At 51.7% G+C, this 24,457-nt stretch carries 21 protein-coding genes and 2 pseudogenes; 14 read left to right on the top strand and 9 right to left on the bottom strand.

Annotated features, from left to right (window positions below; translation table 11 throughout):
• Nucleotides 1-265: 265 nt before the first annotated feature.
• Together EII14_RS06065 and EII14_RS06060 are read right to left on the bottom strand one after the other, a co-directional pair.
• Nucleotides 266-712, bottom strand: coding sequence for a PepSY-like domain-containing protein (locus EII14_RS06065; RefSeq protein WP_158608338.1), 447 nt, complete (start codon nucleotides 710-712; stop codon nucleotides 266-268).
• A gap of 330 nt (nucleotides 713-1,042) precedes the next feature.
• Nucleotides 1,043-1,711: an HD domain-containing protein gene (locus tag EII14_RS06060; protein ID WP_124931652.1), complete on the bottom strand. Its 669-nt coding sequence runs from the start codon at nucleotides 1,709-1,711 to the stop codon at nucleotides 1,043-1,045.
• Nucleotides 1,712-2,081: 370 nt separating this feature from the next.
• On the opposite strand from EII14_RS06060, the gene EII14_RS06055 reads away from it, so the two are divergent.
• The 7 genes and pseudogenes from EII14_RS06055 (at nucleotide 2,082) to EII14_RS06030 (ending at nucleotide 8,845) form a co-directional block, all read left to right on the top strand.
• Nucleotides 2,082-3,083: a DNA-binding protein gene (locus EII14_RS06055; protein ID WP_124931651.1), complete on the top strand. Its 1,002-nt coding sequence runs from the start codon at nucleotides 2,082-2,084 to the stop codon at nucleotides 3,081-3,083.
• A gap of 12 nt (nucleotides 3,084-3,095) precedes the next feature.
• Nucleotides 3,096-3,554, top strand: coding sequence for a type II toxin-antitoxin system death-on-curing family toxin (locus tag EII14_RS06050; protein WP_124931650.1), 459 nt, complete (start codon nucleotides 3,096-3,098; stop codon nucleotides 3,552-3,554).
• 249 nt (nucleotides 3,555-3,803) lie between these two features.
• Nucleotides 3,804-4,358, top strand: coding sequence for a hypothetical protein (locus tag EII14_RS06045; protein ID WP_124931649.1), 555 nt, complete (start codon nucleotides 3,804-3,806; stop codon nucleotides 4,356-4,358).
• Between the two features lie 391 nt (nucleotides 4,359-4,749).
• The gene (locus EII14_RS06040) at nucleotides 4,750-6,039 is read left to right on the top strand and encodes a leucine-rich repeat domain-containing protein (protein ID WP_124931648.1); all 1,290 of its coding nucleotides are present in this window, start codon (nucleotides 4,750-4,752) and stop codon (nucleotides 6,037-6,039) included.
• Between the two features lie 28 nt (nucleotides 6,040-6,067).
• Nucleotides 6,068-6,223 carry a hypothetical protein gene (locus EII14_RS09325; RefSeq protein WP_158608337.1) on the top strand — a complete coding sequence of 52 codons (156 nt, stop codon included), beginning with the start codon at nucleotides 6,068-6,070 and terminating at the stop codon, nucleotides 6,221-6,223.
• 198 nt (nucleotides 6,224-6,421) lie between these two features.
• Nucleotides 6,422-8,080 (top strand): carboxylesterase/lipase family protein, encoded by a 1,659-nt coding sequence (locus tag EII14_RS06035; RefSeq protein WP_158608336.1) that lies wholly within the window; start codon nucleotides 6,422-6,424, stop codon nucleotides 8,078-8,080.
• A gap of 60 nt (nucleotides 8,081-8,140) precedes the next feature.
• Nucleotides 8,141-8,845: pseudogene (locus EII14_RS06030) on the top strand (SIMPL domain-containing protein).
• A gap of 184 nt (nucleotides 8,846-9,029) precedes the next feature.
• Here EII14_RS06030 and EII14_RS06025 read toward each other — a convergent pair.
• The 3 genes from EII14_RS06025 to EII14_RS06015 all read right to left on the bottom strand — a co-directional run bounded on the left by EII14_RS06025 (nucleotide 9,030) and on the right by EII14_RS06015 (nucleotide 11,767).
• Nucleotides 9,030-9,716, bottom strand: a complete 687-nt coding sequence (locus tag EII14_RS06025; RefSeq protein ID WP_124931646.1) for a queuosine precursor transporter — start codon at nucleotides 9,714-9,716, stop codon at nucleotides 9,030-9,032.
• A gap of 292 nt (nucleotides 9,717-10,008) precedes the next feature.
• Entirely contained in the window at nucleotides 10,009-11,292 is a 1,284-nt protein-coding gene (locus EII14_RS06020) for an SO_0444 family Cu/Zn efflux transporter (RefSeq protein ID WP_370242036.1), read from the bottom strand.
• Between the two features lie 271 nt (nucleotides 11,293-11,563).
• Nucleotides 11,564-11,767 (bottom strand): winged helix-turn-helix domain-containing protein, encoded by a 204-nt coding sequence (locus EII14_RS06015; RefSeq protein WP_124931644.1) that lies wholly within the window; start codon nucleotides 11,765-11,767, stop codon nucleotides 11,564-11,566.
• 183 nt (nucleotides 11,768-11,950) lie between these two features.
• Here EII14_RS06015 and EII14_RS06010 point away from each other — a divergent pair, with 183 nt between their 5' ends.
• Both EII14_RS06010 and EII14_RS06005 read left to right on the top strand, forming a co-directional pair.
• On the top strand, nucleotides 11,951-12,319 hold the full coding sequence (locus EII14_RS06010) for a hypothetical protein (RefSeq protein WP_124931643.1): 369 nt from the start codon (nucleotides 11,951-11,953) through the stop codon (nucleotides 12,317-12,319).
• 217 nt (nucleotides 12,320-12,536) lie between these two features.
• A complete protein-coding gene (locus EII14_RS06005) occupies nucleotides 12,537-13,607 on the top strand; it encodes a DNA alkylation repair protein (RefSeq protein ID WP_233569390.1) in 1,071 nt (356 codons plus the stop codon).
• 174 nt (nucleotides 13,608-13,781) lie between these two features.
• On the opposite strand, the gene lptC is transcribed toward EII14_RS06005, so the two are convergent.
• The 4 genes from lptC to EII14_RS05985 form a co-directional block, all read right to left on the bottom strand.
• Nucleotides 13,782-14,393: an LPS export ABC transporter periplasmic protein LptC gene (gene lptC, locus EII14_RS06000; RefSeq protein WP_124931642.1), complete on the bottom strand. Its 612-nt coding sequence runs from the start codon at nucleotides 14,391-14,393 to the stop codon at nucleotides 13,782-13,784.
• 190 nt (nucleotides 14,394-14,583) lie between these two features.
• On the bottom strand, nucleotides 14,584-15,903 hold the full coding sequence (locus EII14_RS05995) for a hypothetical protein (RefSeq protein ID WP_124931641.1): 1,320 nt from the start codon (nucleotides 15,901-15,903) through the stop codon (nucleotides 14,584-14,586).
• A gap of 21 nt (nucleotides 15,904-15,924) precedes the next feature.
• Entirely contained in the window at nucleotides 15,925-16,644 is a 720-nt protein-coding gene (locus EII14_RS05990; protein ID WP_124931640.1) for a type III pantothenate kinase, read from the bottom strand.
• Entirely contained in the window at nucleotides 16,641-18,695 is a 2,055-nt protein-coding gene (locus EII14_RS05985; RefSeq protein ID WP_124931639.1) for a family 20 glycosylhydrolase, read from the bottom strand. The genes EII14_RS05990 and EII14_RS05985 overlap by 4 nt, the downstream gene beginning before the upstream one ends.
• A 220-nt stretch (nucleotides 18,696-18,915) precedes the next feature.
• Between EII14_RS05985 and EII14_RS05980 the strand changes: the two genes are divergently transcribed.
• The 5 genes and pseudogenes from EII14_RS05980 (at nucleotide 18,916) to EII14_RS05960 (ending at nucleotide 24,407) form a co-directional block, all read left to right on the top strand.
• Nucleotides 18,916-19,356, top strand: a complete 441-nt coding sequence (locus EII14_RS05980; RefSeq protein ID WP_124931638.1) for a hypothetical protein — start codon at nucleotides 18,916-18,918, stop codon at nucleotides 19,354-19,356.
• Between the two features lie 341 nt (nucleotides 19,357-19,697).
• A pseudogene (locus EII14_RS05975) lies at nucleotides 19,698-20,138 on the top strand (ribonucleoside-diphosphate reductase, adenosylcobalamin-dependent); the annotation flags it as partial.
• A 119-nt stretch (nucleotides 20,139-20,257) separates the two neighbouring features.
• On the top strand, nucleotides 20,258-20,629 hold the full coding sequence (folB, locus tag EII14_RS05970; RefSeq protein ID WP_124931637.1) for a dihydroneopterin aldolase: 372 nt from the start codon (nucleotides 20,258-20,260) through the stop codon (nucleotides 20,627-20,629).
• A gap of 45 nt (nucleotides 20,630-20,674) precedes the next feature.
• Nucleotides 20,675-22,900 carry a S9 family peptidase gene (locus EII14_RS05965; RefSeq protein ID WP_370242041.1) on the top strand — a complete coding sequence of 742 codons (2,226 nt, stop codon included), beginning with the start codon at nucleotides 20,675-20,677 and terminating at the stop codon, nucleotides 22,898-22,900.
• A gap of 973 nt (nucleotides 22,901-23,873) precedes the next feature.
• Nucleotides 23,874-24,407 carry a hypothetical protein gene (locus EII14_RS05960; protein WP_124931635.1) on the top strand — a complete coding sequence of 178 codons (534 nt, stop codon included), beginning with the start codon at nucleotides 23,874-23,876 and terminating at the stop codon, nucleotides 24,405-24,407.
• The last annotated feature ends 50 nt before the right edge of the window (nucleotides 24,408-24,457 follow it).

Here is a 24,457-nt window from a genome sequence, read left to right as displayed (position 1 = left end):
ATAGGGAGTTACGAAAGCAGGTACACATGTACATATAAGAATTTCAGACAATTAAGTCCATCACTCCAAATTCCGGAAGACCCTTTTTAATGCGTCGAAACGTATCTTACCCAAGGAGTAGAGTAAACGGAGTAACGAGTAGAAAAATCTATCACAGACTTAGTCGGACACCGAGAAAAGAGATTGTGCCAAAAAACGAATGATTGCTTTCGTTTTTTGGCACAAAGTGTATGTTGAAGAAGAATTAGCTCCGATGTTCTCCCCATCAATGATCCACGGAAACAAGACGGAATTTAGAGTTGAACTTCAAGCTCAAATCGTTGTTGAGTTCCACCTCGTAGCGTCCGTTGGAGTTGCGTTCGAGTTGCACAATGTATTGTTTGGGATAGTTCTTTTGAACATACTGCAGAATGGCAGCCGGAACAATGGCAGTGGGAATAGCTTTATGCTTACCGTCCACATCGTTCCAATTCCCTTTTTTGTCAAATTCGACGGTCGTGCCGTCTTCCATGATGACATCATAGGAAACCGATAGCAACTCTTTGTCTTTGAGGATAGTAGCCACGTCTGCGGCTTTGAAATGCTTTTTAATGAAATTTTGTGCAGCGATGGGCAACTGTTCAAAATTGATCGGAAGACTGTTGTCGGCAACGGCAGTGGTGGAGAAAAGGCCGGCAATGGCAATCAGTGCCAAAAGAATTTTCTTTTTCATGATGTTGGTTGTGTGTTTAGAGGGTTTAGAATGTTCTGTACTGGTGTCTGTTTCTTTGCCCGTTGCGAGGCGAAACACCATGTTTGGAAATTGAACGTATTGCAAATATATTGAGGAAAGAGCCAAACTCCCAAAAAACACGTCAAGGATTAAAGATGTTTAGAGTTTGAGATGTCGGTAAGAATTCAAATCCCACAATTTCTACTCTTTTATACGTTTTTTAGCTTCTCGACGAAGAGCCAAAAGGCAAACGGCAGCAAAGCAGAACAACAGACCCGAAAAATCAAGCATCCCCTCTCCTCAAAGACGAGGGCAGCGCGCCGAACCTCATCAACTCAGCACCGCTCCGTTGATGCGCAGTTCGAAATGCAGTCCGAGGGCAGCGGCGGCACTGCGGCAGAGGGTCATGCGCTGCAAGAAGATTTCAAAATATTCTATCGCCGGACTGATGAGCGTGTCGATCGTGAGATCGAGCACAAACTTCTTTTCATCCGACAGGAGCATTGTCCGATTGTCGGTCACGGCGTAGTTCACACGATCGTGTATGTCGTGAGCCACTTCGCTCTTTTTTCGCACACGGCTGCGGCGCACATCGCTCTTGTCGGCCAAGATGACCGCTGCCGCCACTTCATTGACGGGAAAAGCCGTGTGGTCGTCGTGATGACCGATTGCCGAAATGACCATCGATACCTCCTCGGCCGACATCCCCATTTTGTCGAGAATCCGAAAAGCCATGATCGCACCGCTTTGTGCATGATCCACACGATTGACCACGTTGCCAATGTCGTGCATAAAGCCGGCAATGCGTGCCAGCTCGGCATCGCGCTCCGAATATCCGAGATCTTCAAGCAATTGTCCGGCCACGACGGCCACACGCGTCACGTGTGCCAAGCCGTGTTCGGTGTAGCCGATGGCTTCGAGCGAGCGATCGGCGCGTTTAATATAGGTCACGACTTCGGGCGTGCCCTTGATCAGGGGATAAGTGATAGGAGTATTCATAAAAAAACGATTGTGTTGTTTTTACAAAGATACGTGTTTTCATCGGCTCTCAAACACTTTCGGTACTTAATAAAATCAAACGAAAACATCCTCTCTCCCTCAAAAAACAAAGCCGCCGGCTTGCGGAACACAACGGAGACCTCTGCGGAAGTTTCTGAGCGAGAGGACATGAATGACTTCTCGCTTATCAAGGCTTTTTAAGGGACGACAATATGGGTATCCTGTGAAATTACTTAGCTAAATCTAAACATACAAGATTCCATTAAGCAAAAAAGAAGAGCATATCATACTGAAAGACATCTTTTTTCAGTACTTTTGCAGATAACAACGAGCCTATCATTTATAATAGTTTATTCAAAATCAGCAATATATGGCAAAGGATTTAACAACATCTGAAATAGATAGACAAAACATATTGAATAATCCAGTGGCTCTACCTAAAATAAGAGCATCATTAGATGTGGATTTCATACAGTTCCAAGGTCAATATGTTATCACAAGACAAAAGGCGGCGGAGTATTATGGCGTTGATATAAGAACATTGACTAACTGCTTAAACCATTACGAACAAGAACTTGTTTCAAATGGATATAGGGTACTACAAGGTGATACTCTGAAAGAATTTAAATCTATCCTTGGTAAGGAAATTGATTTCCCTACCAAAACGACCGTACTTGGAGTCTTTGATTTTAGATCATTCCTTAATCTTGGAATGTTACTCACTACCAGTGAAAAAGCAAAGGAAGTGAGAAGTCATATTTTGGATATTGTAATATCAATATTGAATGAAAGAAGTGGAGGATCAACCAAGTTTATCAATCGACGAGATCAGAACTATGTGACCTCTGCATTATCGGAAGAAAATTACTATGAGAAATTGACAGATGCAATAAGAGACTATGTCGATAAAAACAATAAATTTAAGTATTCCCAAATCATGGACACAATTTATAAGGTTGTATTCTGTGAAAAGGCTTCTGAATATAAAAAACTTTTGGAACTTAGTAAAAAAGATAGTCTACGACATACGCTATATGCAGAAGTTTTAGTTGCTGTTTCGTCATTTGAAAATGCCACAGCAGAGGAAATAAAGAAACAGGCTAATACCAATGGCATATTGTCGGTTAAGGATGTAAATATGATAATAACAGACTTATCACAGAATCCACTTGTCAGACCTGTAATAGAAGATGCGCGTATAAAAATGGCATCAAGAGATAATGCTCTTAGAAATGTTTATCATGGAAATCTTGCGGCATACGTTCGTGCAGTAATGCCTGAGGAGTATCAAAAATTTATAGGAAATCTTTCTATTGACTTTGATAAACTTCTTGAGGATAACAAAGATGTTCTCGATCATCTAAAACAGTAACAGAATAGAAGTATGGGAATAGACTATATTGATTACGAACAAGCCTTAGAGATATATCATAAGACCGTAGAAAAGAGTGGCGGTGGTATGGCAGGAGTACGTGACGAAGGTGGTATAAGACTCATGTTAGAGAACATCCGACAGGACATGTATTATCCGGAAATTGCGGATAAAGCAGCTTATATGATGTACAGTTTGTGTCGTGGGCATTACTTTAATGATTGTAACAAACGAATTTCCATAACACTTACGATGTACTTATTCTTGCAAAACGGATATCTCTTCGTTGCGCAAAACTTCATGAAAAATATGGAAGAGATAGCACTTGATTTAGCTGCGGGTTGCATGGAAAAAGAGTTGCTTACAGAAATAATGCATTGCCTTGTAAATGAAGAGGATTATCCGGAGTCCGTCTTGCTCGGTATCGAAAATGCCAGATCTAAAAGGTTGAAAATAGAAGAACAATACTAAGAATTGTAAAGATTGAGATTGTCGGAAACCAGTTTCTCTAACGGTGAGCTTTATACTATCCTAACCAATAAGGCATCTCATGGTGTCGTTGTCGAAACAAAGCATTATCTTTGCAAAACGCAGACCTTCGGCATCCGTTCCGGCAGACCGTTCTCCCTACCGACGCTCTTTCTTCCCTCTCGCGTTGCATCCGCCGCTATCCCCGTCCGATGAGATGCACGGTTTTCATCATTCACTTTTCTCCCCTCAATGGAACAACAAGAATATCTCGACACTTATCAACAACAACTCACCGAACAACTCCTCAGACTTTGCACCCAAAAGGGAGCACTCGACCGGCAACTCCTCGAAACACCCGACCTCGAAGAGCGTTGGCGCGACATTGCCTCCGCCTACATGGCCGATGCTGTCAAGGAAATTGCCCAATATCCCGATGCGGCCTTGGGCTGGATGATGTATGTAGGCATGGCCGTGGCACACTTTTGGGACGAAGACTGGGCGCGCCACAGTCGCCGCGCCTGCCTCTACGCCGCCGTGAGAGATCCCCGCGGTTTCGATTGTCTGGACGAATATGTGCGCGAGGAGGTTTTGGGTTTTCCGCCCTCATCCGCGCATTATGCCGCCACCGAAGACCTCGTGCGGCAATGCGCCCGCACCGCACTCGACAAAATACGCCACGAAGGCATCGAACCGCAAAGCCCCATGGCCTTTCACGTCTACGTTCGCAGCATCCATGCGCTGTTTCGCATCGGTGTGGCCGTCGAACTGAAACGCCTCGGCTACAAATTTGAGCCCATGATCTGATCCTCCATTATCACTCGTTCTCGAATCTCTCGACGACGTTTTTTTGCCATCGTCCGCGACTTGTCTACTCCATTAGTCATCACCTCTTTTTTAATAGCACGAAACATAGATTTCTCCTTTTTTTAGATTCATTCCAGAAATCTTTTCTTTTATTTTGTTTAAGTCAATAATAAATCCTACTTTTGCAGTGTTAGAAAATCTCCCTCTCTATTTTTGAGTAAGATTTCGTTTTTGTTGTTAATAAAATTGCTGTAATATTTTAACGATCCCATGATTTTCTTCCGGCTTTTAATTTAAAGCAAGACGAAACTATACTACAAATTGTATCGCCAAATGCGATACTCTTTACTTATCAGATTTTATATCAATCAAATTTATTTCTCAATACTTTATGAACATTTATACATTATTCTCGCGATCACTCTCTGTTTTGATCGTAAGTTTCGGATTATGCGTACTCATACCGCAAACCGCGGTTGCACAGACAGAAACCCAAATAGGCAGAATCACCTATAAACTCAATGAAGCCACCAAAACGGCAGCTGTAAAAAGTGGAGATCCAACATTCAATGGAGAAGAGACCATTCCTGCCACCATCCAACACAACGGAAAGAACTACAAAGTTACATCCATTGAAAACGAAGCATTCCAAAGGTATAAAGCCATAGGTTTCTCCCTTCCCGAAGGTTTGGAAACAATCGGTAAAAATGCATTCGACAAATGTTGGGGACTTACAAAGATTTCTTTTCCTTCAACATTGACTACCATTGAAGAAGCAGCTTTTTCCGGATGCATAAATCTGCAAGATGTCTATTTTCCAAATGAAGGACTGACAAATCTTAATGCAAGTGTCTTTGCTGGCTGTACGGGACTTTACAAAATATCCCTACCCGCGAGCTTAAAATATCTAGGTAGATTCGTTTTTAATTATTGCAATAAATTAAAAAAAATAGAATGTCGGAGTAAAGTCGCTCCGAATACGGAAACAGATTTTTCTTTTCCCTCCAATGTCTACGATATTTATGTTCCTCAAGATGCAACCGGATATGATAACAGATGGTCTAATGGATTTGGCGAGCTCCCCCAAAAAGTATTATCCGTATTCAAGCTGACCATTCCAGACTTCGGCCATGCCACATTTAATTGGGACAAAAAATATTGCCTCCCCAAAGGAGTAGTTGCCGGAACGGTGACGGTATCCGGAAGAAAAGCCACGGTCGACTATGTTTTCAATTCCGGAAACGGCGCGATCAAAGCCAACACACCTCTTCTATTGAAAGGCGCTCCCGGGACTTATGAGGTCGTTGAATCCAAACTTCTCCTCGACAACACCACAGACGTAAGTGGAAATCTGTTGCGCGGCACAGAGGGATTGACACAATCCACCGGATCCACCCGATACTATGTATTGACCAAGAAAAACGGAAAATTCGGTTTCTATTACCAAAACGGCACCGACGGCACAAGCGTGAACAACGCTCCAAATCGTTGCTTCTTGGAAGTGAACACCTCATCGCCAGTGCAAGGTTTCTCGCTCGACGACAACCTGACGGGCATCAGTGAGATCAAAAACGACATAGAAGCCGACCCGACCGCTCCCGTTTATGACCTCTCCGGACGTCGCACGACTTCCAAACAAAGAGGAATTTATATCGTAAATGGCAAAAGAATTATTCGTTAATCCACCTTTCCAACTAACACCGACCATTATGAAAAAACAATATATCGTTCCCACAATGACGAGCATTGCCCTCAGATTGGAACAGCCTATTCTTCAGCAATCAAATATAGGCATCACAAACGAAGCGGGAGATGCCGGACAATACTCACAACGCAAATCTTCCATTTGGGGTGACAGCGAATAATCCTCGCTCGACAGACGTCGCCGCAACTTGCGGCATGACGCCAATCCGCACCTCAACTTTCTGAGCATAGCCTCGCCTCTTCCCTACATCATGTCTGCAAGATGTGAGGAAAGAGGTGAGGCAATATTTTTTCCTCTATTCTTCTCGTTCAACGGTTGCCACGGCTGCCGCCGGCCTCTTTTCAAATTCTCTCCGATCATGAATAAGTTTCGACTTTCGCTTGCTCTTCTGAGCACCGGTTTGGTCGTCACCGCCGGTGCATTCTCCGCGTTTTGGGGCCGACGAGAAAATCGCCGTCGCACTTTGCGCCACAAAACAGACGGTCGTCGCAATCGGGTGCTCGAAGACGACAGCATCCGCCTGCCCTACGACAAGGCACTGTCTGCCACCTGCGAAAACGGCACATTCGTCGGACAGCTCAATGGCGAAGTCATCGCTTTCAAAGGCATCCCCTACGCCCGCCAACCCATCGGCTCTCTGCGCTGGAAAGCCCCTCTGCCGCCCCACCCCGACCGTCGGGTGTTTTCGGCCTTTCACTTTGCCCCCTCCTCCCTTCAATCGGAACGCGAACAAGAGCCGGCCTCCTTTCATCGCCAAAGCGAGGCATGTCTGTATCTCAACATTTGGACGAGCCACACTTGTCGCTCGACCGATAAGACCGTAATGGTCTTCATTCACGGCGGATCCTATGCTTGGGGCGGCACGTCCAACCCTCTGTATGACGGTCAGCGCCTTGTCGAACAACATCCCGACATCGTCTTAGTCACCATCGGCTACCGCCTCGGTATGCTGGGCTTCATTGATTTCTCCGACGTGCCGGGCGGCGAAGCCTATCCCGACGCCCCCAACCTCGGTTTGCTCGATCAGGTTCAAGCCCTGCGGTGGGTGCGCGAAAACATCCATGCGTTCGGCGGAAATCCCGACCGCGTCACGATATTCGGCGAATCGGCCGGCGGCGGCAGTGTTTCGCTCTTGGCCGTCATGCCCGAAGCCAAAGGTCTGTTTCAACGCGTCATCGCCCAAAGCGGCAGCGTCGCATTGAGCTACGATCGGGAGGACTGCAAAATTTTCGCACGCAAATTCCTCCGCCACACCGGTTGCAACAACATGGAGCAACTCTCGCGCCTACCAACACACGCCTTGATCCGCGCCAACGAGCACCTCATGCTCTACAACGCATTCCCTCAACGCGACGGCCGGCGCATCCCCCACGACCTCTACCAAGCCTATCGCCGCGGCGATGCGGCACACCTCGACCTGCTCATCGGCACCAACGAAGACGAGGCACGCCTTTGGATGCAGGAGGTGGGTGGCTATCAGGTGTATCGTTTCATGCTGCCGTTGGTCTGTCGCCGCAGTTTCGAGCCGCTCTCAACCGCCGACCGCCGTCGCGTCCGTGCCTTTTTCGATTCGCTCCCAATGGAAGACGTTTGGAAGAAAACGGAATACTACAACGAAGTGGTTTTTCGCCTTCCGGCCATTGCTCAGGCCGAATGCCACGCCCTCGGCGGCGGACGCTCTTTCATGTATCGCTGGACGTATCCCTCCGGTCTGCCCCACCTCAAAGCCTGCCACGCCGTCGAACTGGCCTACGTTTTCGGCAATCTGCACGAAACGCTCTTCACCGGCGACAACATCGACCACCGTTTGGCCGAACGCGTGCAACAGATGTGGGTCAATTTTGCACGCACCGGCAACCCCTCGACCACCGAATGCGAATGGCCGCCTTATGATCCGGAAACGCGCGCCACCATGCGCCTCGACTCCACATTGGAAATCGAAAACGACCCACGCCCTTTGGCACGACGCCTGCTCACTCCCCTACTGAAATATCACATTGGGCACATCGGCCGATGAACCGCTTTTCCGACACTTCGCAACATCATCTCATCAACCCCTTAAAAACACATCAACCCCATGAAACACCTGCGCATCGAATCCCTCATCATCGCCACGGCTCTGCTGGGCATCGGTTTGCTTTTTCGCGCCGCCGTCGGCGATTTTATCAACAAAGACCGCGTGGTCACGGTGAAAGGTCTGGCCGAAACGGAAGTCAAGGCCGACAAAGTGATCTGGCCGATCGTCTACAAAGAGCTGGGCGCGTCGCCCTCGCAAATGTATGACAACATCAAACAGAAAAATGCCGACATCGTGAGATTTCTCACCCAAAACGGCATTCGGGCTTCCGAAATCAGCATCAATCCTCCCACCGTAGATGATCGGAAAGCCAATGCTTACAGCGATTTCAAAGGAGAAGAACGCTACATCGCGTCGAGTGCGATTATCGTCACCTCCGCCAATGTCGATACCGTCCGCAAACTGATGCAGCGGCAAACGGAACTGCTGAAACACGGCATTGCCGTCGAAGCGGTGGAATATGGCAGCAACTCGCTGAACTACCTCTACACCGGCCTCAACGACATCAAGCCGCAAATGATCGAAGAAGCCACCAAAAACGCACGCTCCGCCGCCGAGAAGTTTGCCTAAGATTCCGACAGCCGATTGGGCAAAATCAAAACCGCATCGCAAGGCCAGTTTTCTATCGAAGACCGCGATGCCAACACCGCTCACATCAAAAAGGTGAGGGTTGTCACCACGGTGGAATATTTTTTGGAAGACTGATCCATACCGGTCGGAGAGATGAGCCATTTAGCGGAACTCCCGACAACACCTTTGGAAAACCTGCCGCATTTTCGGGGGATCGGACGCCCATTCCCGACACAAGGTTTCCCCCTCTCCGAAACCACACGCCGCCGAGTGCAACAATCATGCACCCGGCGGCGTTTTTCGCGCTCACAAGTCAGTTTTAGAGATCTTTAATTTTGAGGATGTTGTAAGAAATATTTTGGTCGAACACGTCGGTGTGCTCGTGTCGCTTCACATATTTCACCACCTGCACCGTGAGCGGCAGAATGATGATTTCGTAGAGCGTTTTGGCGGCAATCTGTATGAGCATGAGCATGAGCATCTCACTGCCGCCGATCAAACCGAAAAAGGCAATGGGAAAAAAGATGAGCGAGTCGGCCGTTTCGCCTACCAGCGTCGAAACCACCGCCCTCAGCGAGAAGTTGCGCCCTTTGCTGATGACCTTCATGCGGCTCATCACCCACGCGTTGAGAAAGGAGCCCACGATAAAAGCCAACAGACTGGCAAAGGCAATGCGCGGTGCAAGCCCGAAAACGAAGTTGAAATGCTCTTCGCCTTTCCAAAAAGGAGCGGCCGGCAAGGCCACGGCGATATTGCCCAAAAGGACGACAAAAAAATTCATCAGAAAACCCAACCAGATGACGAGGCGCACTTTGCGAAAGCCCCACACCTCGGCGATGCAGTCGTTGATGATGTAAGAAACGGGGAAAACGAGGAAACCTGCCGTCAGCGCAAAGGGGCCGATCTGTATGATTTTGGTTTCCAAAAGGTTGGAGGCCACAAGGCACACACAAAACAAAACGCCCATCAACATGAACGACAGGCTTACGTTTTTTTCGGAATTCATGAAATCTTGTTTTTAGAGTGGTAGCTGCTACACTGTTGAAGAGCGCGATGTCGCGCTGTTCCTGCCCAACATGGCCGAAACGGCGCAAACGGCTGCAAAAATACACAAACTCCGCCGACTCAGCAAATCGTCGGTGTTAAAACAACTTTCATCTGCTCCCCTCTCCTCCTTTCTCCCTCTATGCACACCCGCCGCCCCTGCCGGCTCCGCAACCGCCGAAACGGCAGGCGAAACACGACAAGGGCGGCAGGGGCAGAGGCGGCGAGTGGCAAGCGGCGGACGCAGTTTGCCGTCACGACGGCGGCAGCAATTCAAACCCAATGGTCGAAACGGCCTTTTGCAGCGTTTCGAGCGAAGCCGCACCTTTCACCACGGCTTCTCCACGTTCCAAGCTCACCGTGGCTTCGTCCACCTCTTCCAAGGAGCGAAGCACCCGTTCGACGTTCGTGCGACAGTGATTGCACGACATGCCGCGAACGACAAACACTCTTTCGTGTGCCTCGTGCGACACGGCGGCGGTGCGTTTGCGCAACGGTTGCACAAGGAGTGCATTGATCAGCAGTGCGCCCAAACCGAGCGTGGAGATCCATTGCAGCAAGGGCGTTTCGGGACGACAGCATTCGGGCGTGGGGGCAATGGTCGGCACAAACCACTCACGCGGCAGAAAAGCGTCCATCGCCAACCCGAAGAGCATGGCTCCTCCCACTATCGAAGCCGTGTAGACCACCAATGTGCGCCGCCCCAACACCTTGCCCACCACCAACATCGAAGCCACATTCACGGCAGGGCCGGCCATGAGCAAAACGAGAGCCGTGCCGGGCGAAAGCCCTTTGAGCAACAAGGCCACGGCAATGGGAATGCTGCCGGTGGCACAAACATACATCGGCACGGCGAGCAACAACACAGCCGCCATGCTCAACAACGAGTGTTCGGCAAAGCGTGCAAAAAAGTCGTCGGGCACAAAAACGGTGATCACTCCGGCCACGAGCAAACCGATCACGAGCCTGCGACCGATGTCGGCCATCATGTCTACAAAGCCGTAGCGCAAGGCCACTTTCATTTTTCCTGCCAACGAGTGCGGACGTTGCTCGTCGGGCGCACAGACACCGTCACACGTTGCCGACGTCGAAGCATCGGGCGCATCGGCAGCATCGTCGAAGACATTGACCAGCGTTCCGCCGATCAGGGCGGTGATCAATGCCGCCACGGGGCGTAAAATGGCAAAAGGCAGTCCGAGCAGCGAAAACGTGGCGATGACGGAATCGACGCCGGTTTGCGGGGTGGCGATGAGAAACGACGTGGTCGCCCCTCGCGACGCCCCCTCGCGACGCAAAGACATGGCCGTGGGAATAACGCCGCAAGAACACAAAGGCAACGGAATGCCGAAAAGGGCGGCCAACAAAACAGAGCGCACATTGCGCGCCGAGAAATAACGGCTGTATAGTTGCCCCGGCACAAAAGCGTGCATCAACCCGGCGATGAGAAAGCCGAGCAACAGATAGGGCGACATTTCGTGGATCAAATTCAAAAAATCATTCATAACATGCTGTTTTTGCTCCATTCCAACACGGAGCATCTTTGAAAGGAGGCGGTTTTCCGGCGATTTCCCCCTCCCTGCAAAGATACGACTTTATTCCGTTTCGCCCAACAGCGTACCCCTCTTTTTGTTTTGCTTTCGCCGACTTTTTCCACTTCCCAAAACGCCGGCAAGCATCACGCGACTGTGTCAATTTTCAGGGATAATATCGACACAATCGCGTGATGCTTGCCGTGCATGGAAAGCTCCGACGGAGAACGGCGAAAACATGCGCTTTCGACAACATGCGCTCTCCGTGTCGGGAGGGGTTTTATTTCAACCTTACCGTGATGTCTTTTTCGACTTCCACGGTTTCGATTTTCTCTTCGCGCAGCAACCAGCCCAAACCTAAGTACAACTCCTTGTCGGTCAGTTTTCCGCAAGCCTTTTTCAAGTCTTTTCCCGTAAGGGTTCCGTTTTCGTTGAGGGCGTGCCAGATTTTTCCGGCCACTTCTCCGGCTTTGATTGTAAGCATAATTCTTTAATTATTTGGATCTTTGAAAAATATGATGATGCAAATATGGGCTTTTTCGTTCATTTCGACCTCATAAAATCTAAAAAAACAAATTATTCACATATTAAATTACGTTTTTTGATAACTCCACTCTCCATAGTGCCTCTTTACAGAAAATACATTTAATTTATCGGAAAGGGCGGCATGCTTTCCTTTCTGCCATGCCCTCAGCCATGCCGCACCACCGGCGGTTTCTCCGTGCGGCCTGCCTTTTTCCCCACTCTCCTTCATTCGGAAAAACCGCTGCCGGCAATTTTGCCGAAGCTTTCCCCTCATCGGGAAGCACTCGTTGCCGATGACGGCACATCGTTTTTTTTCGGTCGAGAGCATCCGGAGCACTCTACCTTGGAGAAAAAAATTTTTAGCTCTGAGCTAAAAATTTCCACCTTGGAGGAAATGCCACTTTCGGAGCTTGCCGATGCGACAAAAGCCTTTTCCCTCGCGCGCACGCGCGCGTTCCCTTGTAATTGTTTTTTGCTTTCACTGCCTTCGCAAAACGACATAATCAAATGATTATCAAACCATTCCATGCGAAGGCAAGTGAAGGCAAAACGGAAACGAGTTTTTCAACAACCTGACAAACAACGGGTTGCATCGATTTTCTCCTTTCACAACCTCGAACATTGCGGTTTTCACGCGCTGTTTAGCGGAAGTAAGTGAAAGGAGAAGGGATTTTTGCCTTCACCAAAACAAGCTGATTTCCAACACGTTGAAAATCCTAAAAAATCGTTTGCCTTCACTTGCCTTCGCAAGAAACGCGCTAAAAGTCAGAGAGATAATCGTTTTAGCGGAAGCAAAACGGCAAAAACAAAAAAACAGGGGATATTTTGCCACGCGCAAGGCTTTCGGAAGACGTTTCGGAGAGGATTGGGCGGAAAGAGAGTTGTGCGCCCGCTTCCGCCGCGGTCTTCCCTCGGCGTGTACAACGCCACACTTGCCGACGGCTTGCACGAAGCTCCCCATTCGGGCAATGGGCGTATGGCGAGAAATGTTTTTGCTCATTCTGCAACATTTCGTATCTTTGAAGCCGAAAGTTTCAAGTCGCCCAGCCCTTCACCGGCAGTTTTACAATCATCGCACCATGGCCTATCTGCTCGATCAACTCACCATAGAACAACACCTGCTCGCCCTGCTCCCCGGAGCAAACCCTTCGTTTGCACAGTCGCTACACCCCGACGTGGAAAACATGTTGGGGTTGCGCGTGCCCGATGTGCGCGATTTGGCACGGCGCATCGTCAAAAGCCGAACATGGCAGGAATATCTCGCCGCTCCGGGCACACACTACATGGAAGAACGCATGCTCCACGGCTTGGTGTTGGGTTTCATTCCCGTGACAGACATTGAGGAATATCTGCATCGCGTTTCGCGCTTCGTAGCGGTGATCAACTCATGGTCGGTGTGCGACGTGTTTTCCTTTTCGGGCAACCACACCTTTGCCAAACGCCACGCAGACCGCTTGTGGAGCTACCTCCGCGAACGAATGAGAAGCGATGCCGAATATGAAGTGCGCTTCGGCGTGGTGATGTCGATGAAACATTTCATCGACGAACAACATATTTTGTCGCTCCTCGATGACTACACGGCCATTCGACACGAGGGATACTACGCCCAAATGGCAGTGGCATGGGCGGTGGCCGAGTGTTTCATCAAACAGCCCGAAGCCACTCTTTCCGTCTTGCAGGACATGCGCCTCCCGAAATGGACACACAACAAAGCCATTCGGAAAATCTGCGAATCTCTTCGCGTGGACAGTGCGACGAAACAAAGACTGAAAGAGTTGAAAATCAAAACGCGCGACTGACCGACAAGCGCACCGCCTGCCGCTCAAAAAAGAAACGATCGATCCGTCTGTTCGCCCTCGGCGAGAAACGGATCGATCGCTGTTTGTCGTTGTACGGTCGCTCTACGATCGGACAGAACACCGCCTTGACCGACACGACACAAAATGCGCCGTCGTCGTTTGCAACAGACGGCCTCAGCCTCCCAAACTGTCGGCAGACCCGGCTGCGGAAACGGCGGAAGAGGGGCTGTCGCCCATGCCTTTGGGTACGGGCAGAAAGCCGCGAGAGCGAGAAACTTCGTAGCGCGTCATTTGTTCGTCGGAACGAAAACGATCTCCCTGTATGTCGCGATCGGGAGTGACGATGCGCATATATACGTTGGAATAGAATTCATGCCTTCCCATGTCCCAATAGAGTTGTTCGCTGCGATAGAGAGTGCCGTTTTCCTCGTTGCGCACACGAACGCGTCCGCGCAACTCCCAAAGGTTTTGGTCGTACCAATAGGCGGTGTCGGCGGTGATGAAAAGATTGACGTTGAACTTGTCGTCGTATCGCTCCAAAAACACTCCCTTCACAAACTCCTGACGTTGCGGACGGGTGCGGTCGAACACACGCCACTCCTCGGAGATGATTTTGTAACGAGTCACCCCCGAATCGCTGATGAGTTTGGAAACGCCGTAGGTCACCATGACCGGGAGGGAATCGCGATTGCGAACGGCGGCACCCTGAGGGGGAGCGTCGTTGCTGCAAGCCGCTCCGAAACCGACAAGACAAACAAGGAGAAAGCTGTGAAGAAGCTGGCGCATAGGGATTAGGAAATAACAGAAGAAAGAGAGGAAAACGGACAGATGAACGACGAGGAAGGAAAGACACACCGCCACAGGGGCAAATCTATGGACAAAATCACGAAAGACACAAGATCGACAACGATCCGTGGTTTTCGTGATTTTGTTCGGTTTGTTGCAGCACAATCGTCTGCCGAAGAGGAGGCAGGGGTCAATCGACTTTCCACTTGGTGAACCACCTTTGATTGAACGAGAGGCCGATGGAAAGGCGGAAGTAGCGTTCGGTGATCTGCCCCGGCATTTGAGGTTTGACGTGCTCGTATTGCGCGGAAAGATTGAGATAGCTGTAATTGTCACGAGCGTTGTGGGCGGTGATAATGGGGAGCGCGACTCCGAGGGCGGCGGTATAGACTTGCGGCCCTTTTCGCCCGTCAATGAGGGCATAGGGAGAGGCATAGCTCACCCCCATGCGGTAGCGCACACGACTGCTCCAAGTGAAGCCGTTGGGGTCGCGAATGTATTCTGCCCCCAAAGCGATTTTGTTTTGATCGGTGTAGGCTCCTTTCTCTTTGACATACGACAAGGTGCCGTCGGCAGCCGTCTTCAACATGGGAGAGGTGACCTCGCCCCATTGGAGGCGGGTGTAGTCGAGACCGACACGAAGACTGTTTTGCCACTGCCAAGTCAAGCCGACCGCAAAGCTGTGGGGAAGGCCGTAGGCATTGCGTACGGACAGGGTGTCGGCGGCCGATACGGAACGTTTGTCCAGTCGCTGGTTGTAGAAGTTTGATGTGCCGTTGAGCTGATGGCCGTATCCGTAGGTGGCTCCGAGCACGAAGCGATGTTTGCGACCGAGGCGTTGGGTGTATTGCGCGCCGAGGTCGAGTGCGTAAGAGCGCACTTCGGCATCGTAGGCACGACGCAGGCTGTGTATCGACGGATGATCGTAAGATGTGGTGGCCGAATGATTGAGCGTTCCCCACAAATAGCTGACATTCGCTCCCAACGAGAGTGCGTCGAGGGGCGCATAGCCCACACCGCCATGGAGCAAATATAAGCCGCCGTCGCCAAGATAGGTGGTGGTGGGAGTGACGACTTCCGAAGCTCCGTTGGGAATGGGAGCACCCTGAGCGGTGATTTCGTAGCCGACGTTGCTATATGGCTGCACACCAAAACTGACGCCCAAATTGCGTTTCAGACGAAACCCCACGGACAAATGGTCGAATCGGGCGGAGTGGGCATTGGCTTTCACGCCATTGGCACTGAGATTGGCGCTTTGCAAAGACATTCCGACGTCGAACAAAAACGAAAGAGAATCGATACGGGCATAGGAGGCCGGATTTCCGACATTGAGCACGCGACCGTCATACATGCCGACGGCAGTGCCGGCCATGCCTTTGCTGAAACCCGATGCACGATTGTCCAACAGGCCGACGCCATAGCGCGAGTAGGCCGAGGACACGGCACTTTCTTGCGCGGTGGCTACGAGGGAGGATACGGCCATTGCGGCGAGGAGAAATGTCTTCTTCATGAAACGTTCGGTTTGAAGTGCTCAACCGAGAGCGGCCAGCCCTCGAAGCACCAAAAAATCGTCTGCAAAGATGCAACTTTCTGATGAGATACGAAAATCAAAACGATTTCCTCCCGTTAAAAAAACGCAAATATCTCCGTATTCCGCTTGGAGTCTACGGATGTAGCCTTCGATTTCGTAGACAATGCCGAGAGTGGCTCCGCTACGCAAAGCCGTCTCGGTGGTTTGCCCCATGAGAGGGGTTTCGCCGTCGGCATTGACCAAGGGCAAACGCGCCGTCAGACGATGCATGGCTTCGAGCCTCATCGCCAGACCGGGACTGATGTTTCCGCCCATATATCGACCATCGGCCAACAAGAGGTCGAACGTGATGCACGTTCCGGCATCGATCACGAGCAAATGACGATCGGGACAAAGCGAGCGAGCACCGAGCACGGCGGCAAGACGATCGGCACCGAGAGTGTCGGGCGTGAGATAAGCCACCGTGATGCCCGACGGAGGAGAAGCGGGCAGCAAGCGGCGAACCGGCACAGACATGGCGGCCAAGGCCGATTCGAACCCCTCGATTTCCACGCCGACGCTACACCAATGAACGGCAGAAATGGTACGATGACGAGAAAAAAAGTCGGACAGCGTCGAAAGCGTGCGTTCGTGGGAAACGGGGAGATGACACACAATGTCGGAGCCGTCGAAGAGGGCGAATTTTGAACGTGTGTTGCCAATATCGAGAGTCAGAATCATTTTACGATTATTTCATCGGTAAACAGCCAACCGCCGAATGCCGACGGCGAGGCTTGAACACGAATGTAACGGGCACGAGCCTTTCGTTTTATGAAAAAGGTGCGTATGTCGGGGAGGATTGTCTTTTGAGAGGGAACGGACTGTTCTCCCAAAAGCGTGTAGTTTTGTCCGTCGCGAGAAACGCTCACACGAAACGCGGAGGGATAGAATATTTCGGGATTGCACACCTGCATGAAGTCGGCACCCACCCACGAAATGCGGCGTTCGGCTCCGAGGTCGAGGGTGACGTCGAGCGAGGGACACGACGCTTGCGCATCGGCAAGAAATCCCTGCCAAGCTCCGTCGTGATAGCTCCAACCGCCGCAACGTCCGTCGGTCAAAGCGGCAACTCCGGAGGCGGCATAAGAGGCGGAGAAAGGGCGATGATAAACCACCGTTGCACCCAGAGCTTTATGGGAGAGAGGGTGAGAGAGAGCACGTTGCCCCACGGCGGTGCGCAGATCAAAGGCACGCACGCCGTTCTCACGCAACTGCGCGACGCGATTGATGACGGCACGACGCAAGTCGGACGCCGAACGGCGCGACGCACCGCTCCACCCTATTTCGGCCAAGGCAAGCATACGGGGATAAAGCATGTATTCGGCGTGGTCGGGCGTGGAAACGTATTCCGTCCAAAGATTGCCCTGCACTCCTTTGATCCGTCGGCGGTGCGCCTCATCCGCAAAAGTTTCGGGAGAGAAAGCGGCCACTTGCTCGAAAGGCAAATATCCCCCGATGGCTTCGGGCTGCGAGGGGGGAGCGTCCTGATAGGCATCGAGGTAGCAATAGGCAGCGGGCGAAAGAATGACTTCACGCCCCAGCGCGGCGGCGCGGCGGGCATGTCGGAGGTCGCGCCACACCATGACCGCCGCGTCTTCGGGCAAAGTGGCGTCTATCACCTCGTCCCACCCGATCATTCGACGGCCGTGCGCCGAAAGGTAGCGCCCCATCCGTCGCATAAAATGGGCTTGCAAACGCTCCAAGGCCGAGGGGTCGGGCATACTGTCGGGGGCGGTCATATCGTTTTCAATCATCGTGCGACGACAGCGCAAACAGGTTTTCCAACTCTCTTTCCCCGCTTCATCGCCGCCGAGGTGTATGTAGCGAGAGGGAAACACGTCCATCACCTCGTCGAGCACGTTTTGCAGAAAATCATAGACCGCCTCGTTGCCGGCACAGAAGTCTGACGGACAAGACGAAGCACTCGTACACGAGAGTTCGGGATAGGCCGCCAGCACCTCTTCGGAATGCGCCGGCATTTCGATTTCGGGCACGATGTCGATGCCACGCTCTGAGGCATAGGCCACCAGTTCTCGCAATTCCCGCTGCGTGTAATATCCGCCATAAGCCTGAGGCGTGCCCTGCTCCGCATATTTTCGCGTGCCGTGCCACCAGTCTTTCCACAATGCCGCATCGCGCCATGCCGCCAAGGTGGTAAGACGCGGATAGCGTTTGATCTCCATTCGCCAGCCGGCGGCATCGGTAAGATGCAAATGCAACCGATTGAGCTTATGAGCGGCCATGATGTCGATTTGTTTCTTCAAGAACTCGACGGGGAAGAAGTGGCGGCTCACATCGATCATCAGCCCCCGCCATTCATAAGCCGGTGCGTCGGCAATGCGGCCGCAGGGAACACGCCCTTTCTTGTCGCACATCTGCACCAAAGTCTGTGTTGCACGCAAGAAGCCCGTGGGGGTGGCGGCAACAACGTGGAGGCTGTCGGGAGAGATGTGCAACTCGTAGGCCTCAAACGAACGAAAAGAAGCATCGAACAAAGGGCGTTCGGTGAAGACCATTACGCCTCCGGAAGTGCCTTGTTCATGCTTTGAAACAGCCACCATTTGGTGCAACAACCGATGAGTTTCGGCATGAAGCGGAACATCGCATTTGATGCGCGCTCCTGCAACACGAAACGCCTTGCCGCTCTCTCCCAACTCCATGCGAAAAGGAGCCGGAAGCACATCGCCCGACGAAAATGCGGAAAAGGCCAAGAGCAAAGTAGCGATAAACATGGAAGAAGATTAAAGGTTTTGCGGCAAAGTTACACTCTAAGACGAAAAAAAACAAGTTTTATTTTGCTTTTCGCCCGACAGCCCTTAACTTTGCCTATCATTTGCATGATTTGTCGGGCGTGCGGGAAGGCTTGGTGCTATCCGCCACCAACTCTCCCCCCTCTTCTCGTGTCCGCCTCGCCTTACGAACGATCACGTTTATTTTTTTGCAGACAGCCTTATGAACGCTTCGGAACAAACCTTTCACCAAATTGAGCGCGCGTTGCGCAAAGCGGCCGCCAAATGTCCCACGCAAGACGACGACCCCATTCTCACCGATCTCTACTTGCAGGTGAAACAAGACAGCGGAGAACTCTTGATCTTCGATGACGACGAACAGGAACTCACACGCTGCGTGGTCGAAGAATGGATGGGCAACAACGACGAGGATTTCTACGAGAAAATACAACCGCTGTTGCAATCGATCATTCAAAACAACAAAGAACTGATCGATTCGATCAATCTGCTCCGCCCTTTCTCGCTCGTGCTCACGGGCGAAGACCACGAAACCGTCGCCGAGCTTTATCTGGTGGACGACAACAACATCATTATCAGTCAGGAGTTGATGGAAGGGCTGTCGGAAGATCTTGACGAATTTTGGAAAAAGCTGGCCGCCGAATAGTTTGCCGTTCGGCTGTCCGATCCGGCGCTCCGACGCCGATCCATCCCCCCACACGCTCTCCCCGCTCCATCCGCTTTGTCACCGCGACAAAGTGGAAAAATGCTTGTAACACAAAAACCATGAACACCTTTTCCCTTGAAGACATGCAGCGGTTGGCGCACGAAGTGGCACAAACCGACCCTTCCCTCAACGACGAAGAAGCCTTCGACGGTTTGGTGAAAGCCATGCAGCGCGACAACAACACCTTTTCGTTCGACACATCGTCCCAAGAAAAGACGGCACGCATCACCGGCGCAATCTACGCCTTGGCACTCGGAAAACTTCAAAACGTAACCCATCGCCGACCGCAAATATTGGAGTGCGACGTGTGGCGATTTCAAAACAAGAAAGAAAAATGGGTCGCCTTTGTCGGACTGCTCGACGGTCGTCCCTATGAAATCTTCACCGGTTTGCAAGACGACGACGAGGGCATCGTGTTGCCCAAGAGCGTCAATACGGGTTGGATCATCAAAAACCTCAATTTCGACGGTTCGACGCGCTACGATTTTTCCTTTCAAAACCGCCGCGGCTACAAAACCACCGTCGAAGGGCTGTCCGAGAAGTTCAACAAAGAATATTGGAACTACGCCAAACTCATTTCGGGCGTTTTGCGCTACCGCATGCCCGTCGAAAACGTCATTCGACTCATCGACTCGCTCCAACTCGAAAGCGACACCATCAACACGTGGAAGTCGGGAGTGGTGAGAGCCTTGAAGAAATACACCGCAGGAGACATCGAAGCCGACGAATCGGCAAACGAAGAAAACTGAGCTTTCGCCACCTCGTTCGCCGCCGCCCCCCCCACAACACGCCCCACGCCGACAACGCTGTCGCATCTCCACACTCCCCTATTTACCACCTCATGCAAATACTCAACACCGAAGTCGCTCTCCACGATCTCCGATTTCACGCCCGCCACGGCGTGCTTCCGCAAGAACGCAAAATCGGTGCCGACTTCACCCTCAACCTCCGACTGCAAATTTCCGACACTCATCCGGCCATGCTCTACGACCGCTTGGAAGGCACCGTTTCCTACGCCGATGTCTACGAAATCGCCCGGCGGGAGATGAGCATTCCCTCCGCCTTGCTCGAACACGCCGCCGCACGCATCGCCCAAGCCCTGTTCGACAACTTTCCCAAGATCTTATCTCTCGTCATCGACCTGCGCAAAGACAATCCGCCTATCGGAGCCGACTGCGCAGGTTGCAGCGTTCGTTTCCAAGCCACACGTTAGCCGACGACACACGTCAAACCCTTTGAACACCAGCCCATGAACCGCATACTCTCCATTGCTCTGTCGCTCCTCTTCGGACACGCCCTTTGCGGCACTCCCCAAGCCGTTGCCCAAGCCGACCAAACCTCCGATCCGGCCATTACGATCAAAGAAGTGACCAACGGCAGTTTCTTTCCACGCTACCTCCACGGCGTCCGCCCCATGAACGACGGCGAAAGCTACACCCGCCTCTCTTCCGACGGCAAACGCATTGTCCGCTCCTCTTTCAAAACGGGCAAAGAAACCGGTGTCCTCTTCGATGCCGACAAAGCACGCGGCAACGTCAAGCTCAACAGCATCGACGGCTACATCATGAGCCCGGACGAAAAGAAAATACTTCTTCGCACACAAACGCGCCCCGTCTATCGCCGCACCTCAACGGCCATATACTACATCTACGACACCCGCAACGCCACCTTCTCTCCGCTTTCCGAAGGAGGCGCTCAGATGTCGCCCCTTTTCTCGCCCGACGGCAATGTCGTGGCCTTCGCCCGCGACAACAACCTCTTCGTCGTCAAACTCCTCTACAACAACGCCGAAACCCAAGTCACCAAAGACGGCAAACGCAACGCCGTCATCAACGGCATCCCCGACTGGGTCAATGAAGAAGAATTTTCGACCGACCGCTCCTTTGAATTTTCAGCCGACGGCGAAATGCTTTGCTGGATTCGCTACGACGAAACGCAAGTGCCCGTCTATCGCATGCAGATGTTCAAAGGGCTGTCTCCCGAACGCCAAACCCACGCCCAATACCCCGGCACTTACGACTACAAATACCCCATTGCCGGACAAACCAACTCCACCGTCACCCTCCACAGCTACGACCTCAAAAGCCGTGCCACACGCCGCCTCAACGTGCCGCTCGATGCCGATGGCTACATTCCCCGCATTGCCGCCACCTCCGATCCCGCACGCTTGGCCGTAGTCACCCTCAACCGCCACCAAAACCGCATGGATCTCTACATGGTCAATCCGAGAAGCGGAGTGGCCAAACTCGCCCTGCGCGAAACCAACGAAAAATATCTCCGCGAAACGGCCTACACTTCTCTCCGTTTCTACGACGGACACTTTGCCATGCTCTCCGAGCGAAGCGGTTTCCAACACCTCTATTGGTACACCCTCAACGGCAACCTCGAAGCCACCGTCACCAAAGGCAACCATGAAGTGAGCCATTTCCACGGCTACGATGCCCAAAGCGGTCGATTCTTTTTCTCGGCACACCGAGACAGTCCGCTCCAAACCGCAGTGTACAGTGCCGACAAGCACGGCAACATCCGTCGCCTCACCCCCGAAAAAGGCACCCACACCCCCACCTTTTCCAAAAACTACCGCTACTTCATCAACGTCCACTCCGCCCTTGCCAGCCCTCCCGCCACCACCCTGCGCAATGCAGACGGAAAAAAACTTGCCACCCTCATCGACAACGCCGAGCTCAAACAAAAGGTGGAACGCCTCGGCACCCGACAGGAGTTTTTCCAATTTACCACCACCGACGGCATCACGCTCAACGGCTGGATGCTCAAACCCCGCCACTTCGACCCCTCGCGCCGCTATCCCGTCGTGATGTATCAATATAGCGGCCCCGGCAGCCAAGAAGTGAAAGACGCTTGGGACACCGGATTTTTCGGTGGCGGCGTTTGGGAAAGCTGCCTCGCCGAGCAAGGCTACATCTCCGTCATCGTCGATGGTCGCGGCACGGGTGCTCGCGGTGCAGACTTTGAAAAGTGTACCTATCTGCGCCTTGGCGATCTCGAATCGAAAGATCAAGTCGAAACCGCCCTTCACCTCGCCACCCTGCCCTATGTCGATGCCTCGCGCATCGCGCTGTGGGGGTGGAGCTTCGGAGGATTCAACACGCTCATGGCCATGACCGACGGCCGTCCTGTTTTTCGCTGCGGAGTGGCCGTGGCCGCACCTTCCAACTGGAAATACTACGACACCGTCTACACCGAGCGATACATGAAAACGCCTCAGGAAAACGCCAACTACGACCTCGTCAATCCCATTGCGCGCGCCTCACGTCTGCATGGCGATCTGCTCCTTGTTCACGGCACGGCCGACGACAACGTACACTATCGCAACTGCACCGAAATGGCCGAAGCACTCGTGCAGGCCGAAAAACCGTTTGACATGCAGGTCTACACCAATCGCAACCACGGCATCTACGGAGGAAAAACACGCGAACATCTTTTCGCACACCTGCTGCGTTTCTTCAATCATCACATGAAATAAACACACCGGGAAAAACGGCCGCAGCCGCCTCTCTCCTTCCTCCGCACCACACGGCAACATCCACCGATCATTCAAATCCGTCCTTGATTGTCAGCGGTATATTTTCAGGGAGCTTTCGTTTCGACAACGATCGCTCCCCATTTTTGTTCACGCCCCGATCTGCCTCCGTCCCAAACAAATCTGCCTCCAATCTAAAACATTCTACCTCCAATCTAAAACATTCTACCTCCAATCTAATTTTACACACCTCCCATCCCGTTTTACCCGCAACCTCAAAAGGCATACAATCCTCCCCCTCTCGCGCGCACGCGCGTATACCTATTGATTGTATTTTGCCTTCACTGCCTCCGCAAAAAGCGGTAACAAGCTGTATGCCAACACGATATTAGCGAAGGCAAGTGAAGGCAAAACGAAAACCCATTTTACAACCAACTGAAATACAACCCATTGCACCGATTTTTTGCCTTCACAACCCTCGAAAGGGGCGGTTTTAGCGCGGAAGAGGCGGAAGGAGGTGAAGGCAAACGCCCCGGTTTGCCTTCACAGCAACAGACTGATTTTCAAAATATTGAAAAACAAAAAAAACAGTTTGCCTTCACTTGCCTTCGCTAATAACGTTCGGATTATCAAACGGTTAATTCATTTTGCGAAGGCAAAACCGAAAAAACAAAACATTAGGGGTATAAATGCGCAAAAACAGCGGTTTCATCGAGCGGAGGGAGATTGCGAAAATCCTCCACTCTTCCCCTCACGAAAACGGAGATGAGAAGTAGGAACTTGTCCTCACGAAAGAAATTGTTGGCAGCCGTTGTCGAAGGTTCGCTATCGAAAAAAACGGAAAGTCGTTCGTTTTTTTTTGAGTTTTTGCGGAAGTATTCGAAATTATATGTAAATTAGCAACCTGTTCCAATCGTTTATATCCACCACGCCTATGCTCATGTTATCTTTTTGGGAAAAATTCCTTTCAGACCCGATGATCTCTATCTATTGGTTCATAGCCATCGTGTCAACTATCGTGTTTGTCTTTCAAACAATCTCCCTTTTCATCGGCTTCGACACCGACATCGATTTAAGCGGCAGCGATTTGTCTTTCGACATCGACGGCCTCCATTTGGTTTCCGTCAAGACGGTGGTCTGCTTTCTGCTCGGTTTCGGGTGGACGGGCGTCCTCTTCCACAATGTGATAGAAGATGCTTGGTTGCTGGCCGTTTGGGCTTTGATAATGGGAGTGGCGTTCATGCTGCTCATCGCATTCTTGCTTAAACAAGTGTTGCGCCTTTCGCAAGACAACACTTTCCACGTCAACAAGTGCGTGGGATTGGTGGGCGAGGTCTATCTGCGCATCCCCTCGTCCGGCACCACCGGCGGAAAGATCACCGTCAGCGTCAATGGTTCCATACACGAGCTGGCGGCCGTTTCGTCGGGCGAAGAAAGCATTGCCACCGGCGCAAAGGTGCGCATCGTGTCTGCCGTTGATGAAGACACGGTGCTGGTGGAGCAACTCTGAACGCCCAACACCTTGCCGATGCAGACGAGAGGGCGAAACGAGCAACCGAA

The organism is Alloprevotella sp. OH1205_COT-284, from assembly GCF_003859795.1.
GTDB lineage: Bacteria > Bacteroidota > Bacteroidia > Bacteroidales > Bacteroidaceae > Alloprevotella.
Note: the sequence above shows the minus strand (reverse complement) of the source record. Positions and strands in the feature narration are given on the sequence as shown.

Excerpts from the sequence above, each read along its gene's own strand:
- EII14_RS06065 (WP_158608338.1), bottom strand. The coding sequence starts at position 712 with ATGAAAAAGAAAATTCTTTTGGCACTGATTGCCATTGCCGGCCTTTTC.
- EII14_RS05985 (WP_124931639.1), bottom strand. The coding sequence starts at position 18,695 with ATGTTTATCGCTACTTTGCTCTTGGCCTTTTCCGCATTTTCGTCGGGC.
- folB (WP_124931637.1), top strand. The coding sequence starts at position 20,258 with ATGCAAATACTCAACACCGAAGTCGCTCTCCACGATCTCCGATTTCAC.
- EII14_RS06010 (WP_124931643.1), top strand. The coding sequence starts at position 11,951 with ATGCTTTCCTTTCTGCCATGCCCTCAGCCATGCCGCACCACCGGCGGT.
- EII14_RS06045 (WP_124931649.1), top strand. The coding sequence starts at position 3,804 with ATGGAACAACAAGAATATCTCGACACTTATCAACAACAACTCACCGAA.
- lptC (WP_124931642.1), bottom strand. The coding sequence starts at position 14,393 with ATGCGCCAGCTTCTTCACAGCTTTCTCCTTGTTTGTCTTGTCGGTTTC.
- EII14_RS06055 (WP_124931651.1), top strand. The coding sequence starts at position 2,082 with ATGGCAAAGGATTTAACAACATCTGAAATAGATAGACAAAACATATTG.
- EII14_RS06015 (WP_124931644.1), bottom strand. The coding sequence starts at position 11,767 with ATGCTTACAATCAAAGCCGGAGAAGTGGCCGGAAAAATCTGGCACGCC.
- EII14_RS05995 (WP_124931641.1), bottom strand. The coding sequence starts at position 15,903 with ATGAAGAAGACATTTCTCCTCGCCGCAATGGCCGTATCCTCCCTCGTA.
- EII14_RS06025 (WP_124931646.1), bottom strand. The coding sequence starts at position 9,716 with ATGAATTCCGAAAAAAACGTAAGCCTGTCGTTCATGTTGATGGGCGTT.
- EII14_RS06035 (WP_158608336.1), top strand. The coding sequence starts at position 6,422 with ATGAATAAGTTTCGACTTTCGCTTGCTCTTCTGAGCACCGGTTTGGTC.
- EII14_RS09325 (WP_158608337.1), top strand. The coding sequence starts at position 6,068 with ATGAAAAAACAATATATCGTTCCCACAATGACGAGCATTGCCCTCAGA.
- EII14_RS06040 (WP_124931648.1), top strand. The coding sequence starts at position 4,750 with ATGAACATTTATACATTATTCTCGCGATCACTCTCTGTTTTGATCGTA.
- EII14_RS06050 (WP_124931650.1), top strand. The coding sequence starts at position 3,096 with ATGGGAATAGACTATATTGATTACGAACAAGCCTTAGAGATATATCAT.
- EII14_RS05980 (WP_124931638.1), top strand. The coding sequence starts at position 18,916 with ATGAACGCTTCGGAACAAACCTTTCACCAAATTGAGCGCGCGTTGCGC.
- EII14_RS06020 (WP_370242036.1), bottom strand. The coding sequence starts at position 11,292 with ATGCTCCGTGTTGGAATGGAGCAAAAACAGCATGTTATGAATGATTTT.
- EII14_RS06060 (WP_124931652.1), bottom strand. The coding sequence starts at position 1,711 with ATGAATACTCCTATCACTTATCCCCTGATCAAGGGCACGCCCGAAGTC.
- EII14_RS05990 (WP_124931640.1), bottom strand. The coding sequence starts at position 16,644 with ATGATTCTGACTCTCGATATTGGCAACACACGTTCAAAATTCGCCCTC.
- EII14_RS05960 (WP_124931635.1), top strand. The coding sequence starts at position 23,874 with ATGATCTCTATCTATTGGTTCATAGCCATCGTGTCAACTATCGTGTTT.